This is a genomic window from Streptomyces sp. MS191, from assembly GCF_008042125.1.
GTDB lineage: Bacteria > Actinomycetota > Actinomycetes > Streptomycetales > Streptomycetaceae > Streptomyces.
Genome location: NZ_RDBI01000034.1, coordinates 1 through 14,804, shown reverse-complemented (window position 1 = coordinate 14,804; position 14,804 = coordinate 1). Strand labels below are relative to the sequence as shown.

14 protein-coding genes and 1 pseudogene are annotated in these 14,804 nt (G+C 74.6%); 5 read left to right on the top strand and 10 right to left on the bottom strand.

Annotation, left to right across the window (positions count from 1 at the left end):
• Positions 1-66: 66 nt before the first annotated feature.
• From EAO71_RS04345 to EAO71_RS04330, 4 genes are all read right to left on the bottom strand, one after another.
• Positions 67-1,143, bottom strand: coding sequence for an acyl-CoA dehydrogenase family protein (locus EAO71_RS04345; protein WP_147976440.1), 1,077 nt, complete (start codon positions 1,141-1,143; stop codon positions 67-69).
• Complete coding sequence (locus EAO71_RS04340) at positions 1,140-2,321, bottom strand: acyl-CoA dehydrogenase family protein (protein ID WP_147976483.1); 1,182 nt, start codon at positions 2,319-2,321, stop codon at positions 1,140-1,142. The genes EAO71_RS04345 and EAO71_RS04340 overlap by 4 nt, the downstream gene beginning before the upstream one ends.
• Before the next feature lie 5 nt (positions 2,322-2,326).
• Positions 2,327-3,295, bottom strand: coding sequence for an NADPH:quinone oxidoreductase family protein (locus EAO71_RS04335; RefSeq protein ID WP_147976439.1), 969 nt, complete (start codon positions 3,293-3,295; stop codon positions 2,327-2,329).
• Positions 3,296-3,376: 81 nt separating this feature from the next.
• Entirely contained in the window at positions 3,377-3,958 is a 582-nt protein-coding gene (locus tag EAO71_RS04330; protein WP_147976438.1) for a helix-turn-helix domain-containing protein, read from the bottom strand.
• A 64-nt stretch (positions 3,959-4,022) separates the two neighbouring features.
• On the opposite strand from EAO71_RS04330, the gene EAO71_RS04325 reads away from it, so the two are divergent.
• The 3 genes from EAO71_RS04325 to EAO71_RS04315 all read left to right on the top strand — a co-directional run bounded on the left by EAO71_RS04325 (position 4,023) and on the right by EAO71_RS04315 (position 6,910).
• Complete coding sequence (locus EAO71_RS04325; RefSeq protein ID WP_147976437.1) at positions 4,023-4,979, top strand: NAD(P)/FAD-dependent oxidoreductase; 957 nt, start codon at positions 4,023-4,025, stop codon at positions 4,977-4,979.
• A 34-nt stretch (positions 4,980-5,013) separates the two neighbouring features.
• Positions 5,014-5,949 (top strand): SDR family oxidoreductase, encoded by a 936-nt coding sequence (locus EAO71_RS04320; RefSeq protein WP_147976436.1) that lies wholly within the window; start codon positions 5,014-5,016, stop codon positions 5,947-5,949.
• A gap of 181 nt (positions 5,950-6,130) precedes the next feature.
• Positions 6,131-6,910 (top strand): VOC family protein, encoded by a 780-nt coding sequence (locus EAO71_RS04315; protein WP_147976435.1) that lies wholly within the window; start codon positions 6,131-6,133, stop codon positions 6,908-6,910.
• Positions 6,911-7,054: 144 nt separating this feature from the next.
• Here EAO71_RS04315 and EAO71_RS04310 read toward each other — a convergent pair whose 3' ends face one another.
• From EAO71_RS04310 to EAO71_RS38525, 6 genes and pseudogenes are all read right to left on the bottom strand, one after another.
• Positions 7,055-7,888 carry an enoyl-CoA hydratase/isomerase family protein gene (locus EAO71_RS04310; protein WP_147976434.1) on the bottom strand — a complete coding sequence of 278 codons (834 nt, stop codon included), beginning with the start codon at positions 7,886-7,888 and terminating at the stop codon, positions 7,055-7,057.
• A 32-nt stretch (positions 7,889-7,920) separates the two neighbouring features.
• The gene (locus tag EAO71_RS04305; protein ID WP_147976433.1) at positions 7,921-8,673 is read right to left on the bottom strand and encodes a PIG-L deacetylase family protein; all 753 of its coding nucleotides are present in this window, start codon (positions 8,671-8,673) and stop codon (positions 7,921-7,923) included.
• 134 nt (positions 8,674-8,807) lie between these two features.
• A complete protein-coding gene (locus EAO71_RS04300) occupies positions 8,808-9,710 on the bottom strand; it encodes an SIS domain-containing protein (RefSeq protein WP_147976432.1) in 903 nt (300 codons plus the stop codon).
• Positions 9,711-9,789: 79 nt separating this feature from the next.
• Positions 9,790-10,911: a substrate-binding domain-containing protein gene (locus EAO71_RS04295; RefSeq protein ID WP_261991993.1), complete on the bottom strand. Its 1,122-nt coding sequence runs from the start codon at positions 10,909-10,911 to the stop codon at positions 9,790-9,792.
• A gap of 90 nt (positions 10,912-11,001) precedes the next feature.
• Positions 11,002-12,306, bottom strand: coding sequence for an alpha/beta fold hydrolase (locus tag EAO71_RS04290; protein ID WP_147976431.1), 1,305 nt, complete (start codon positions 12,304-12,306; stop codon positions 11,002-11,004).
• An 80-nt stretch (positions 12,307-12,386) separates the two neighbouring features.
• Positions 12,387-12,608 (bottom strand): annotated as a pseudogene (locus EAO71_RS38525) (heterodisulfide reductase-related iron-sulfur binding cluster); the annotation flags it as partial.
• Between the two features lie 98 nt (positions 12,609-12,706).
• On the opposite strand from EAO71_RS38525, the gene EAO71_RS04280 reads away from it, so the two are divergent.
• Both EAO71_RS04280 and EAO71_RS04275 read left to right on the top strand, forming a co-directional pair.
• Positions 12,707-13,423, top strand: coding sequence for a (Fe-S)-binding protein (locus EAO71_RS04280; protein ID WP_147976429.1), 717 nt, complete (start codon positions 12,707-12,709; stop codon positions 13,421-13,423).
• On the top strand, positions 13,420-14,804 hold a 1,385-nt coding region (locus EAO71_RS04275), incomplete at its 3' end, for a LutB/LldF family L-lactate oxidation iron-sulfur protein (protein WP_261991992.1). The genes EAO71_RS04280 and EAO71_RS04275, both read left to right, overlap by 4 nt.

Genomic DNA, 14,804 nt, shown 5'->3' with positions numbered 1-14,804 from the left:
GCCGGGGATCCCGGCCGGGGGCGGCGCGGTGGCGCGCGCCGCCCCCGGCGGGCTCTGCCGACCCGGTTACGCGGGGGCCGGCAGACCGACCAGGGCCGCGATCGCGTCCTGGTGCGCGCCGGCCGAACCCAGCGCGATCTGGTCGGACTTGGCCCGCTTGAGCGCCAGATGCGCCGGGTGCTCCCAGGTCATGCCGATGCCGCCGTGCAGCTGCACGCACTCCTCGGCCGCGTGGACGGCGACCTTCGAGCAGTACGCCTGGGCGACGGCGACGGTCAGCGCGGCGTCGGGACTGCCGACGGCCAGGGCGTCGGCGGCGGCGCGAGCCACCGCGCGGGCGTTGACCACCTCCAGCCAGAGCTGCGCCATCCGGTGCTTGAGCGCCTGGAAGGATCCGACGGGCCGGTTGAACTGGTAGCGGTCGCGGGTGTGCCGGACCGTCTCCTCCAGACACCATTCGGCGAGCCCGAGTTGCTCGGAGGCGAGGAGTCCGGCGCCGGCGAGCAGGCCGCGCCCGATAGCCGCTCGGGCGGTCGCCGCGTCGGCGATCCGGGTCCCGGCGGCGCCGCTCGCGTCGACCGCCGAGAGCGGGCGGGTGAGGTCGAGCGGGGTCAGCGGCTCGATCCGCACCTCGGCGGCGGGAACCGCGTAGAGCCCGTCGGCCCTCGGGACCAGCAGCACGTCGGCGGCGGCCGCGTCGGCGACACCCGTCACCGTGTCCGTCGTGGGCGGCTCCGTGCCGGGTCCCGCGGAGAGCGGCACGGCGAGCACCGCGACGGTACGGCCGCCGGCGAGCGCGGCGAGCAGCTCGGCCACCGGGGCGCTGTCGGTGTCGAGGGCGAGCAGCGTCTCGGCCGCCACCACCGCGCCGGTCAGGTACGGCACCGGGGTGACCGCCCGGCCCAGCTCCTCCAGGACGACGGCCGCCTCGCGGTGGCTCGCGCCCTGCCCGCCCAGCTTCTCGGGCACGAGCAGGCCGGCCGCGCCGATCTCGCCGGCGAGGGACTTCCACAGACCGGGGACGTACGGATCGCCGGTCTCGATCCGGCCGAGCAGCACCTGCGTCCCGGCACGGTCGGCGAGCAGCGAGCGGACCGCGGAACGCAGGTCGTCCTCGGTCTCCGAGTAGAGCAGATCCGTCATCGCGCGAGGTCCTTCCAGGCGACGTCCTTGTCGTTGCGGGGCTCGGAGGGCAGTCCGAGCACCCGCTCGGCGACGATGTTCAGCAGCACCTCGGTCGTGCCGCCCTCGATGGAGTTGCCCTTGGAGCGCAGGTACCGGTATCCGGCCTCGCGGCCGGTGAAGTCGACGAGTTCGGGGCGGCGCATCGTCCAGTCGTCGTACAGCAGGCCCTCGTCGCCGAGGAGTTCCACCTCCAGGCCGCTGATGGCCTGGTTGAGCCGGGCGAAGCCGAGTTTCATCGCGCTGCCCTCGGGGCCGGGCTGGCCCGCGACGAGCTGCTGGCGCAGCCGCTCCCCGGTGAGGCGGGCCACCTCCGAGTCGACCCAGAGGTCGAGGAGCCGCCGGTGGAGGTCGTGGGTGCGCAGCTCGGGGCGTTCGCGCCAGGTCCTGGCGACCGGGCCGATCATGCCGCCCTCGCGGGGGATGCGGGCACCGCCGATGGAGACGCGCTCGTTCATCAGGGTGGTCTGGGCGACCCGCCAGCCGTCGCCGACCTCGCCGAGGCGGTGGGCGTCGGGGATGCGGACGTCGGTGAGGAAGACCTCGTTGAACTCGGCCTCACCGGTGATCTGGCGCAGCGGCCGCACCTCGACACCGGGGTCGCTCATGTCGCAGATGAAGTAGGTGATGCCCCGGTGCTTGGGGAGGTCGGGGTCGGTGCGCGCGATGAGGATGGCCCAGCGGGCGACGTGGGCGCTGGAGGTCCACACCTTCTGGCCGTTGACGACCCACTCGTCCCCGTCGCGGACGGCGCGCGTGCCGAGGGCGGCCAGGTCGGAGCCGGCGCCGGGCTCGCTGAAGAGCTGGCACCACACCTCCTCGCCGACCCACAGCGGCTTGAGGAAGCGCTCCTTGACGTCCTCCGTGCCGTAGGCGAGGACCGTCGGGGCCGCCATGCCGAGGCCGATCCCGATGCGGCGCGGGTCGTTGTCGGGGGCTCCGGCGGCCTGGAGTTCGGCGTCGACGACGGCCTGCAGGGAGCGCGGCGCGTCGAGTCCGCCGAGCCCGACCGGGTAGTGCACCCAGGCGAGTCCGGCGTCGAAGCGCGCCCGCAGGAAGTCGGTGCGCGGGGTGGTGGCGGGCGGGTGCGCCGCGAGCAGCTCCCGCGTCAGGGAGCGCAGTTCCGCGGCGTCGGGCACGGCGGTCATCGGCCGGCTCCTTCCGGGAGGACGACCAGGCGGCCGGTGGTGGTGCCGTCGGCGACACGCTGCACGGCGTCGGCGGCCGCCGCGAACGGGACACGCTCGCTGACCAGCGGCTTGATGAGGCCCTTGGCGGCGAGGTCGGTGAGCGTCTCGTGGCAGCGCAGGATCGCGGCCGGGTCCTTGAGGTTGTACAGCCCCCAGTGCAGGCCGACGATCGAGTAGTTCTTGACGAGGGCGTGGTTGAGCGCGGGCGAGGGGATCGTGCCGCTGGCGAACCCGACGACCACGATCCGGCCTTCGAAGGCGACGAGCTTGGCGGACTGCGCGTAGGCCGCGCCGCCGACCGGGTCGTAGATCACGTCGGCGCCGCGGCCGCCGGTGGCCTCCTTCACGGCGGCGACCACGTCCTCGGCGTGGCGGTCGACCACCACGTCACAGCCGAGCTCGCGGGCGACGGCGGCCTTCTCCGGGCCGCCGACCACGCCGATGACCGTGGCACCGGCGGCCTTGCCGAGCTGTACGGCGGCGCTGCCGACGCCGCCCGCGGCGGCGTGCACCAGCAGGGTCTCGCCCTCCTGGAGCCCGGCCCTGCGGTGCAGGCCGAACCAGCCGGTCTGGTAGCCGATGTGCAGGGCCGCCGACTCGGCGTCGTCGAGCGCGTCGGGGGCGGGCAGCACGGCCGAGGCGTCGGCCAGGGCGTACTCGGCCAGGCCCCCGTGGGGCAGGACGGGGGTGGCGATGACCCGGCGGCCGTCCTCGGTGTCGGCGCAGATCTCCACGCCGGGGGTGAAGGGCAGCGGGGGCCGCACCTGGTACTGGCCCCGGCAGAGCAGGGCGTCGGGGAAGTTGATGTTCGCGGCGCGGACCTTCAGGAGGACCTGGCCCTCACCGGGCGTGGGCCGGTCCACTTCGTCGCACTGCATCACCTCGCCCGGCTCGCCGTTGTCGTGCACTCGCCATGCCTGCATGGGGTTCCTCCACCAGCCGTCGTCCGTACTGAGCGGTCGGTTCGCATACTAAGCGGTCGCTTGTCTCGACGGAACCGTGAATCAGGACTTCTTCGGGCGCGCCCGCACGTGCATGCGCTCCCCCTGCGGCCCGAACAGGCTCAGGAACTCCACCGGCCCGTCCGGCGTGGGCCCGAACCAGTGCGGGACGCGCGTGTCGAACTCGGCGGCCTCACCCGCCGCGAGCACCACGTCGTGCCCGCCCAGCACCAGGCGCAGCTTCCCCGACAGGACGTAGAGCCACTCGTAGCCCTCGTGGACCCGCGCGTCGACCGGCTCGGCCTTCTCCTGCACCACCTTGTACGCCTGGAGACCGCCCGGCTGGCGGGTGAGCGGCAGCATGGTGCGCCCGTGGCGCACGATCGGCTTGGCGCGGACCCGGGGATCACCCACGGGCGGCGCGCCGACCAGCTCGTCGAGCGCGACCTGGTGGGCGCGCGCGATGGGCAGCAGCAGCTCCAGGCTCGGCCGTCGCTGCCCGGACTCCAGGCGGGAGAGGGTGCTCACGGAGATCCCCGTGGAGGCGGAGAGATCCCCCAGGGTCGCCCCGCGCTCGCGCCGGATGCGGCGCAGCCGCGGTCCCACTTCGTTCAGCACCTCGTCGATGCGTTCGTCCTCGGTCATGCCTCCATTGCAGAAACAGCAAGAAAGTTTGTCAAGCGGGCGGGCTCGGAGCGAGCCTCGGGGCATGGACACGAACGAGCGGTACGACGTGGTGGTGGTCGGCGGCGGCGCGGCGGGGCTCAGCGCCGCCCTGGTCCTGGGCAGGTCGCGGCGCCGGACCCTGGTCGTCGACGCGGGCGAGCCGCGCAACGCCCCGGCGGCCCACATGCAGGGGTACCTGTCCCAGGACGGGATGAGCCCGGCGGACTTCCTCGCGGCCGGGCGGCGGGAGATCGCCGCGTACGGGGTCGGCCTGACCGCGGGCGAGGTGACCGAGGTGGTCCCGGACGGGGACGACGCCTTCGCCGTGCGGCTCGCCGACGGCCGGACGGCGGGCGCGCGGCGCCTGGTCGTGACGACCGGGCTGGTGGACGAGCTCCCGGACATCGCCGGGCTCCGCGCCCGGTGGGGGCGGGACGTGCTGCACTGCCCGTACTGCCACGGCTGGGAGGTCCGCGACCGGGACTTCGGTGTCATCGCCCATCCCGTGACGGGCGCGCACCAGGCCCTGATCGTCTCCCAGTGGTCCGCTGACGTCACCCTGTTCCTCCACACGACGGCGGCGCTCCCCGAGGACCAGCGGGCGAGGGTCGCCGCGGCCGGCATCGAGGTCGTCACGGGCGAGGTGGCCGGCCTGGTGATCGAGGACGACCGGCTGACGGGCGTGCGGATGGCGGACGGCCGGACCGTCGCCCGGTCGGTGCTCTTCGCGGGTACGCGGATGGTGCCCCGGGACGGACTGCTGACGGCGCTCGGCGCGGCCACGCGTCCGACACCGCTCGGGCCCCTGGTGACGGTGGACGAGACCGGCCGGACGAGCGTGCCCGGCGTCTGGGCGGCGGGCAACGCGATCGGCCTCGCCGAGCAGGTGGTCAACGCGGCGAGCGGCGGCTACCGGGCCGGCGTGGCGGTCAACACGGACCTGCTGCTGGCCGATCTGGACCGGGCGGTCGCCTCGGCGGAGTCGGTTCCGATCGGCTGACCGCCCTTCAGTTCTCGCGCGCGGCGCGCTATCGATGCGGCATGACGAGCGAAGCGACGCCCCCGCCCGGCCTGCCCGGGCCAAGTACCTGGCCCTCACCGGCCGCCGGATCGACGCCGCCACCGCCGAGCGACTGGGCCTCGTGCAGCTCGTCACCCCGCCCGGCGACCTGGAGGGCGCCGGGCGCGAGACGGCGCGGGCGATCGCCGCCGAGTTCGGCCGGCTCGGAGCGGCGTTGATGCTCGTCGGCCGGACGGCCGCGCGCCTGGACGCGGCCCGGCGGGAACTCGCCGAGGAGTGCGGCACGCCGGTGGCGACCGCGGTCGGGGACATCCGCGACCCGGAGCGCGTCGCCGCCGCCTTCGACGCCTGCGAGGCCGGGCTCGGCTCCCGGCCCGAGGTCCTGGTGAACAACGCCGCCGCCAACTTCCCCGTACCGGCCGAGGAGTTGTCGCCCAACGGCTGGCGCGCGGTCGTGGACGTCACGCTCACCGGGACCTGGTTCGCCACCCGGGAGTTCGCCCGGCGGCACCTGGCCGCCGGCACCCCCGGCTCGGTGGTCAACGTGGGCGCCTCCTACGCCTGGACGGGCGGCCCCGGCTTCGCCGCCTCCGCGGCGGCGAAGGCCGGCGTGAAGAACCTGGTGGAGACCCTGGCCGTCGAATGGGGACCGTACGGGATCCGGGTGAACGGCCTGGTCCCCGGCCTGATGCCGCACGAGGACATGACGTCCGACATCCGCGGCACGCTCGCGCGGGCCGGGGACCACGACGCCCGGCAGCCCGCCCTGCGGGTGGGCCGGCCCCGCGAGCTGGGCTGGGCGGCGACCTTCCTGGCCTCCCCGTACGCCCGCTTCGTCAGCGGGCACACGCTGGTCGTGGACGGGGCGAACTGGCAGCGCAGGGCGCTGGTCAACGATCCCGTCGTGCCGGTACGCGACCAGCTGGGGCGCGGGCCGTTCCAGCCGTGACCGAGGACCTGGCGGGCCGCCCCGGGAGCCGGGCGCGCCGTCCGCCGGTCCCGTGTGCGCCGCGGCGCTGGGCCAGGCGGATGAACCGGTCCGCGTGCGGCTGCGCGGACCGGGGCGAGGGGCGAGGATCGGCCATGGTGGCCGGACGACCCCACAGCAGCGGAAAGGCAGGGCGCACCAGATGCTCGGTACGGACTTCACGACGGGATCACCCAGCTGGCTCGACCTCGGCAGCCCGGACGTCGCCGCCGCCGCCACGTACTACGGCGGCGTGCTCGGCTGGGAGTTCGAGTCGGCGGGCCCCGACGCCGGCGGCTACGGCTTCTTCAGGCGGAACGGCCGGACGGTCGCCGCGATCGGCCCGCTGACGGAGGACGGCGCGAGCTCCGCCTGGACGATCTACTTCCAGACGCCGGACGCCAAGGCCACGGCGGAGGCGGCCAAGGACGCGGGCGGGACCGTGCGGGTCGAGGCCTTCGACGTCATGGAGGCGGGACAGATGGCCTGCCTGACCGACCCGGGCGGCGCCGAGTTCGCCGTCTGGCAGCCGGGGGCCGTCAAGGGCCTGGAGCAGACCTCGGACACCCACAGCCTGGTCTGGGCCGAGCTGCACGTCGGCGACCCGCAGGTCGCCCTGGACTTCTACGGCCGGCTGTTCGGCTGGCGCTCGCAGGAGATGGACGCGCCCGGGATGACCTACCGGGTGCTCTCCACGGCCGAGGGCGACCAGCAGGACGCCTCGTTCGGCGGGGTGGCCCCGCTCCAGGAGGGCGGGCACGAGGCGCGCTGGATCCCGTACTTCGCCGTCGACGACGCGGACGAGATCGTCGCCAGGTCGACGGGGCACGGCGGGTCGGTGCTGATGCCCGCGGCGGACATCCCGGACGTGGGCCGCATCGCGTGGCTGGCCGACCCCTTCGGCGCCCCCTTCGCGATCCTGAAGCCGTCACCGCGGATGTGAGGCAGGGGCCCGTCCGGACAGCCGTCGCGGCGCGCCGGGGAAGACCGCCCGGGCGTTCCCGGGGCAGGTCGCGAGAGTCCCGCCCGCCCCGCGCGCCGTCCGGCCGGGAGCCCGGCAAGATCGGCGAGATCGGCGAGACACCTCCTAACGCCCCTCGAACCTCGGGGGCCGGCGCGCGGCCTTCGCCGCGTACCCCTCGCGGGCGTCCTCCGAGGTGAGGGTGAGCGCCGCCGCGAGCGCGGTGCGATCGAGGGCCGCGGCCATGCCCTGATCCGCGAAGGCGTCGACGTTCCGCTTGATCGCGCGGACGGCGAGCGGCGCGGCGGCGGCGATCGCCCGCGCCGTCTCGCGCCCGGCGCCCTCCAGGTCGCCGGGCGGGGTGACGAGCTGCACGAGGCCCAGTCGCTCGGCGGTGGCGGCGTCGATCCGGCGGCCGGTGAGGGCCAGGTACTTGGCCCAGCCCGCACCGGCATCGCGGGCGATCCGCAGGTCGCCGCCCGCGTCGACGGACACCCCGATCCCCGCCTCGGGCAGGGCGAAGACGGCGTCGTCGGCGGCGATGCGCACGTCCGCCATCAGGGCCAGCTCGAAGCCGAAGCCGAGGCAGTATCCCTGCACGGCGGCGACGACCGGCTGGGGAAGCCCGGCGAACACGGCGAAGCGCTCGTGCGCCCAGCGGACGCCCTCGGCGTAGCGCTGGGTCCGTTCGGCCGCCGACCGCCCGGTGATCCCGCCGCCCGGGGCCGTGACGTCGATCCCGGCACAGAAGGCCCGGCCCTCGGCGCGCAGCAGCACGACCCGCACGCCCTCGTCGAAACGGATGCGGTCGGCGAGGACGCCCAGCTGGCGGCTGGACTCCCAGCTCCAGCCGTTGAGCTTCTCCGGACGGCACAGCGTCAGGACGGCGATCCCGTCCTCGACGCGGAGGGAGAGCCGCTCCTCCCCCTCCGGGATCTCCCGGTCGAGTGTGTCGATCACCGCGCACCCCCATCGACTGACGGAGCGTCAGATTAGCGGGGGAACACCTCGAAGGCCACGGCCGGGCGTCCCCCGAACCGCTCGGCGGCCCGCCGGGCGCCCGCGGTGAGGAAGGTCCGGCAGTACTCCTCGGGATCCTGGTCGGTCAGTGCCTCGATGTAGGAGCGGTGGCAGAGGAGCGACCGGATCGAGCGCTCCAGGCCCTCCGTCGCGTCGACCGCGTGGGTGGGGGTGTTCGAGCCCGCGACGGCGACCCAGCGGACACCGTTCCACGGCTCCAGGCCCTGCGCGGTCAGCTCGGGGAAGATCCAGCGGTTGCCGGCGTCGCCCGCCGCGTCCAGGGTGGCGCGCCCGACGGCGACGTGGTCGGGGGTGTTCCAGGCTCCGCCGACCGCCGGGCCCCAGGTGTCCCGGTGGTTGAGGGTGATCACCAGCTCGGGCCGGTGGCGGCGGATCGCCGCCGCGATGTCGCGGCGCAGGTCGAGTCCGTAGGTGATGATCCCGTCCCGGTGGTCCATGAACTCGACGGTCGAGACACCGACCACCTCCGCGCTGGCCCGCTGCTCCCGCTCGCGCAGCGGGCCGCAGGTCGCGGGGTCGAGGGAGTCGATGCCGGCCTCGCCCCGGGTCGCGAGGGCGTAGACGACCTCCTTGCCGGAGTCCGTCCAGGCGGCGACCGCCGCGGCGCAGCCGTACTCGAGGTCGTCGGGGTGCGCGACGACCGCCAGCGCGCGCCGCCAGTCTCCGGGCATGTCGTCGAGTGGCGTGGGGCTCGTGTCGATCATGGCCGCAGGATACGGGCGAGACACGGCGCACGGCGGGTCCGCGGACCCGACACCGGTGCGCGCCAGGCGCGTTCCGGCCCGACGCCCCCGCGCGCGAGGCGTGTCGGCGCCGGGCCCGTGGGGCGGGGAGGGCGTCAGACCGAGCGGAGCGAACCGGCCAGGATCACCGAGCGGGACACGTGGCGGGGCCGGTCCGGGTTGAACCCGCGGCGGGCGGCCAGCGTGACCGCGAGGCGCTGGGCCCGTACCAGGGCGGCCACCGGGTCGATGGCGTCGGCGGCGAAGAGCGCCCCCGTCGTCTCCACCTCGTCGCGCAGCCCGGCCGGCGCGGGGCCGAGGCAGCACACCAGGCTGGCCCGGTCGCTGACGCTGATCGGGCCGTGCCGGTACTCCATCGCCGCGTACGACTCCGTCCACACCCGGGCCACCTCGCGCAGCTTGAGCGCGGCCTCGTCGGCGAGCCCGACGGTCCAGCCGGTGCCGAGGAAGGTGAACTGGCCGCGGCGCTCCCACTCCGCCGGCAGCGGTTCGTACAAGGCGAGTTCGGCGTCCACGATGGAGGGGTCGAGGTCCACCCCCAGCCCCGCGCGCAGGAGTTGGAGGGCCGTGGTGGCGAACCGGGTCTGCACGACGGAGCGTTCGTCGGCGAAACCGAGGTCGATCACCCGGTCGGCCTGGTGGGCGGCACGGCTGTCGGCCACCCCGGTCAGGACGAGGGTCGGGATCCGGCCGGAGGCACGGGCGAGGAGGGAGGCCACCTCGGTCGTCGTGCCGGAGCGGGTGAGGGCGACGATCCGGTCGTAGCCGCGGCCGAGCGGTGTCTCGTCGGAGGCGGGGAAGGCATCGGTCTCGCCCTCGCCGAGCGACTCCCGCAGGGCCGCGTACGCACGGGCGATGAAGTACGAGGTGCCGCAGCCGACGACCGCGATCCGCTCGCCCCGCCGGGGCAGCACGGCGGCGTGCCCGGCGGCCGCCTCGGCGGCGCGGCGCCAGCAGTCGGGCTGGCTGGCGATCTCCGCGGTGACGTGCGTGGTCATGTCCGGGTCCTCTCCTCGTGGGTGGTCCGGACCGAGTTCTATCCGTCGCCGTGAGGAGCGAACAATGAGCAATCCGTGCTCACTGCTTGGACTTTTGCACGCGGCCCCCGCCGCAGGAGGCCCGCACCACGAGCCGGGGCCGCAGCTGGACCTGGTGCAGCGGGGAGGCGTCCCCGTCGGCCAGGCGGCGCAGCAGGATCTGCGCCGCGAGCCGCCCGACCTGGAACTTCGGTGGCGACACCGCGGTCAGCGGTGTCTCGGCGACGTCCGCGAACTCGTTGTCGTAGCTGATCAGGGCGAGGTCCTCGGGGACGCGCAGCCCGGCCCGGCGGGCCGCGCCGAGGACGAGGGACGCCTCGCGGTCGCCGAAGCAGAGTGCCGCGGTGACACCGGCGGCGCGCAGGCCGGCGACCGCCCGGTCGGCCCGCTCCGGGGTCCAGTCCTGGTGTCCGTCCCGGACGACGGGCGGTTCGGGGAGGGCGAAGTCCGCGGTCGCGCGGGCGAATCCGGACTCGATGGGCGCCGTGGTGGGCGCGTCGGAACGCACCAGGAGGGCGAGCTTCCGGTGCCCGAGCGACCGCAGGTGGCGCACGGCGTCGTAGGCGCCGCCCTCATGGTCGGTGCAGACGTGCTCGGTGGGGTCGCCGGGGCCGTGGGCGGCGAGCCGCCGCTCGACGAGGACCGCCGGGACGGGCAGGGCGAGGAGTTCCTCCGCCCGCCGGCCCGGGTCGGTGGCGGTGTGCAGCGTGGGGACGAGGAGCAGCCCGTGGACACCGTCGGAGAGGAGCCTCTCGACGGCCGCGTCCTCCTCGGCGGGGTCGTAGTGCGAGCAGGCCAGGACGAGCCGGGCACCGGCCGCGGCCAGCTCCTTCTCGATGCCCTGGAGGACGCGCGGGTAGTAGAACGCGGTGTCGGGGACGAGGACGCCGACGACCCTGCGGCCGGCCGGGCCGGATTCCGGGCGGTGGGCCGCGAAGGTGCCGGCGCCCTGGCGCCGTTCGACCAGCCCGAGGGCGACGAGGTCCTCGTAGGCACGGCGGACGGTGGTGACCGAGAGCCCGGTCTCGGCGGCCAGCGCGCGCTCGGTGGGCAGCTTGCTGCCGGGGGGCCAGGTGCCGTCGAGGATGCCGCGCCGCAGTTCGGCCATGAGCGCGCGGAACTTCAGCTCACGGCCCGACGCCGGAACCCCGTCCTGTGCCACCCCGGCCCCCTGCGCACGCGCCTGGTATTGCTGACTGATTGCGCCGCGAATCCTATCCCCGGCTGTCTCCCCGGCATCGCCTCCGGGCGATCAGATCTCGTCCCGGGCGAGGGCGAGCAGGCGGTCCAGGACGCGCGGCCCGCCGGCCCGGACCCCGTCGTGCTCGAACTCGTCGGTCACCCAGGTCCTGAGCCCACGGATCGCGCGGGCCGTCCGCAGCGCGTGCTCGGTGTCCACGTACATGTCGTCGTGGTAGACGGCGGCGGCCACCGGCACCTCGTTGGCGGCGAGCCGTTCGGCGTCGTAGAGCGCGGGCCAGTCGGCGCGTTCGGCGAGGATCGCGGCGGTCTCGCGGAGCGGGCGCAGGGCCGGGTCGGTCTCGAAGTGCCAGGGGTGGACGGTCTCGCCGGTGAAGAGCAGCGGCTCGTCGCCCGCCAGGGTCTTCGCGGCGTCGAAGCGGGGGAACTCGGCGCGGATCCGCTCGGCCGCCCAGCCGGTGGGCCCCCGCCCCTGGGCGTAGATCGCCTCGTGGAGCACGGCGTACAGCGGATGACCGGCGTACGACAGCACGGCCTGCGCGTTCTCCAGGAAGGCGTCCGACAGGGCGGGCCCGTCGACCGTCGGGACGAAGGCGTCCTCCAGGAGGAGGTGGAGCTGGTGGGTGCCCTCGGCGCCGCCGAGGAGGATGCCGAGGGACTGGAAGGACTCCGCGGTGAGCAGGCCGCCGCCGGGCAGTGCGGCGGGGCGTTCCAGCAGGTGGGCGGCGATCCGGCGGGCCCGTTCGACGTCCTGCGGGTAGCGGGCGTAGTGGGCTTCGACCTTGCGGGTGATCCGCGGGTAGGCGGCCCGGTAGACCTCGTCGGCGTCGGCGTGCAGGGACGGGAGCCCGCCGGTGATGAGGACGGTGTGCAGGCCGGCGGGGGCGGTGCTGAGGTAGTGGGTGGCGCAGAAGCCGCCGAAGCTCTGGCCGAGGACGGTCCAGCGGGCGCCTCCGGTGAGCCGCTTACGGATCACCTCGCAGTCCTGCACGATCGAGTCGGCCCGGAAGTGCCCGAGGTACGCGGCCTGCTCCCGGGGAGTGCCGCGCAGCGGCAGGGTCTGGCGGTTGGCGGGGGTGGAGTTCCCGGTGCCGCGCTGGTCGAGGAGGAGCACGCGGAACTCCTGGACGGCCCGGCCGAGCCAGGACTGTCCGCCCGCGCCGACGAAGCGGCGGGCGCCGAAGCCGGGGCCGCCCTCCAGGTACAGCAGCCACGGCAGGTCCGCGCCGCTCCGGCCGCAGGCGACGGCCTCGCGGGCGAAGATCTCGATCTGCTCGCCGCCGGGATCCGCGTGGTCGAGCGGCACGGAGAAGCGGCGGTCGGTGAGGACGAGGCCGGGCTGGCGGTAACTGGTCAATGCTGCTCCTGTTCCTGGCGCCCCCGTGCCGTCTTCCCCCGCCTGCCCAGTGGATCACAGGGCAGGGGCGGGGGCGCAGGCACCATGGCCGCGCAGGATCCCGAGGGGGTGACGACGTGGTCGTAGCCGGCGAAGGCGTCCACCGTGCGGCGGACGAGGGGGGCGGTCTCGCGCCGGTAGCCGGTGTTGTACTGCGGCTGGCCGCAGCAGGTCTGGGCCGCCGGGAAGTCGACGTCGACTCCGAGCCGTTCCAGGATGCGGCCCACGCTGATCCACCGGTCGCCCGAGGAGCTCCATCTCACCTGGTGAACACCGGGCGGCCGGGTGAGACCGGATCGATACCCGACGGGCCGGCATCCGGCCTGTACCCCGCCGCCCTTCACCGGCATATCCTGCGCGCATGCGCGTCGCACTCTTCGTCACCTGCGTCAACGACGCCCTGTATCCCGCCACGGGAGTGGCAACGGTCCGCATCCTGGAACGGCTCGGAGTCGACGTCGACTTCCCGGCGGCCCAGACCTGCTGCGGCCAGCCGCAGTACAACACCGGCTACCGGCGCGAGACCGCCCCCCTCGTCCGCCGCACGGTGGACGCCTTCGCCGGCTACGACCACGTCGTCACCCCCTCGGGATCCTGCGCGGCCATGGTGCGGCACCACTACGCCGGTTTCGGCGCCGAGGCGGCCGCGCTCGGACCGCGGACCCACGAACTCACCGAGTTCCTCGTCGACGTGCTGGGAGTGACGGACGTCGGCGCCTACTTCCCGCACCGCGTCACCTACCACCCCTCCTGCCACGGCCTGCGCGCGCTCGGCCTCGGCGACCGGCCGCGCCGGCTGCTCCGGGCCGTCAAGGGCCTCGACCTCGTCGAACTCCCGGCAGCCGAGGAGTGCTGCGGCTTCGGCGGCACCTTCGCCGTCAAGAACGCCGACGTCTCGGCGGCGATGGGCCGCGACAAGGTCGCCCACGCGGCGTCGACCGGCGCCTCGGTCCTCTGCGGCGCCGACAACTCGTGCCTCCTGCACCTCGACGGGATCCTGCGGCGCGAGGGCGAGCCCCTGCGGACCCTGCACCTCGCCGAGATCCTCGCGAGCACGGAGCGGGAGCCCGCGCTGTGACCGGGACCTTCGTCGGGATGCCCGCGTTCCCCGAGGCCGCCCGCGCGGCCGTGGGCGACCCCGTGCTCCGCGCCAACCTCCGCCACGCCACCCACACCATCCGGGACAAACGCGCCAAGGCGGTCGCCGAACTCGCCGACTGGGCGGCACTGCGCGAGGCGGGCAAGCAGATCAAGGACCACACGCTGCGCCATCTCGACCGCTACCTGGTGCAGTTGGAGGCCGCGGTCACCGCCGCGGGCGGCACCGTGCACTGGGCGCAGGACGCGGCCGAGGCGAACGGGATCGTCGCCGACCTCGTGAAGGCGACGGGGGAGACCGAGGTCGTCAAGGTCAAGTCGATGGCCACGCAGGAGATCGGGCTCAACGAGGCGCTGGAGGCCGAGGGCATCCACGCCTACGAGACCGACCTCGCCGAGCTCATCGTGCAGCTCGGCGAGGACCGCCCCTCGCACATCCTGGTTCCCGCGATCCACCGCAACCGGGGCGAGATCCGGGACATCTTCCGCGACCGGATGGGCGACTGGGGCCGCCCCGCGCCCGAGGGCCTGTCCGACAGCCCGGCCGAACTCGCGGAGGCGGCCCGGCTCCACCTGCGGGAGAAGTTCCTGCGCGCCAAGGTCGGCATCTCCGGAGCCAACTTCATGGTCGCCGAGACCGGCACACTCGTGGTCGTCGAGTCCGAGGGCAACGGCCGGATGTGCCTCACCCTCCCCGAGACCCTGATCTCGGTCGTCGGCATCGAGAAGATCGTGCCCACCTGGCAGGACCTGGAGGTGTTCCTCCAGACGCTGCCCCGCTCCTCGACCGCCGAGCGGATGAACCCGTACACCTCGATGTGGACCGGGACCACGGACGGCGACGGGCCCCAGACCTTTCACCTCGTCCTGCTCGACAACGGCCGCAGCGCGGCGCTCGCCGACGAGGTCGGCCGCCAGGCCCTGCGCTGCATCCGCTGTTCCGCCTGCCTCAACGTCTGCCCCGTCTACGAACGCGCCGGCGGGCACGCCTACGGATCCGTCTATCCCGGCCCCATCGGCGCCATCCTCACGCCCCAACTGCGCGGCACGGCCAGTGACGTCGACGCCTCGCTGCCGTACGCGTCCTCGCTGTGCGGCGCCTGCTACGAGGTGTGCCCGGTGGCCATCGACATCCCCGAGGTCCTCGTCCACCTCCGCGAGAAGGTCGCCGGGCAGGGCGGCAGGGGGCACCGGCTGGAGAAGGCGTCCACGAGGGAGTTGGCGACCTCTTCGGCGTACGGGGCGAGGGCGGCGATCCGGGCGGCCGAGAGGCCGCTGTTGAGCGGGGCGCGGTGGCGGCGGTGGGCGGCGCCGTCGGTGGAGACGACGGTGGGCCGCCGGCCGAAGCCGCGGGCCAGGAC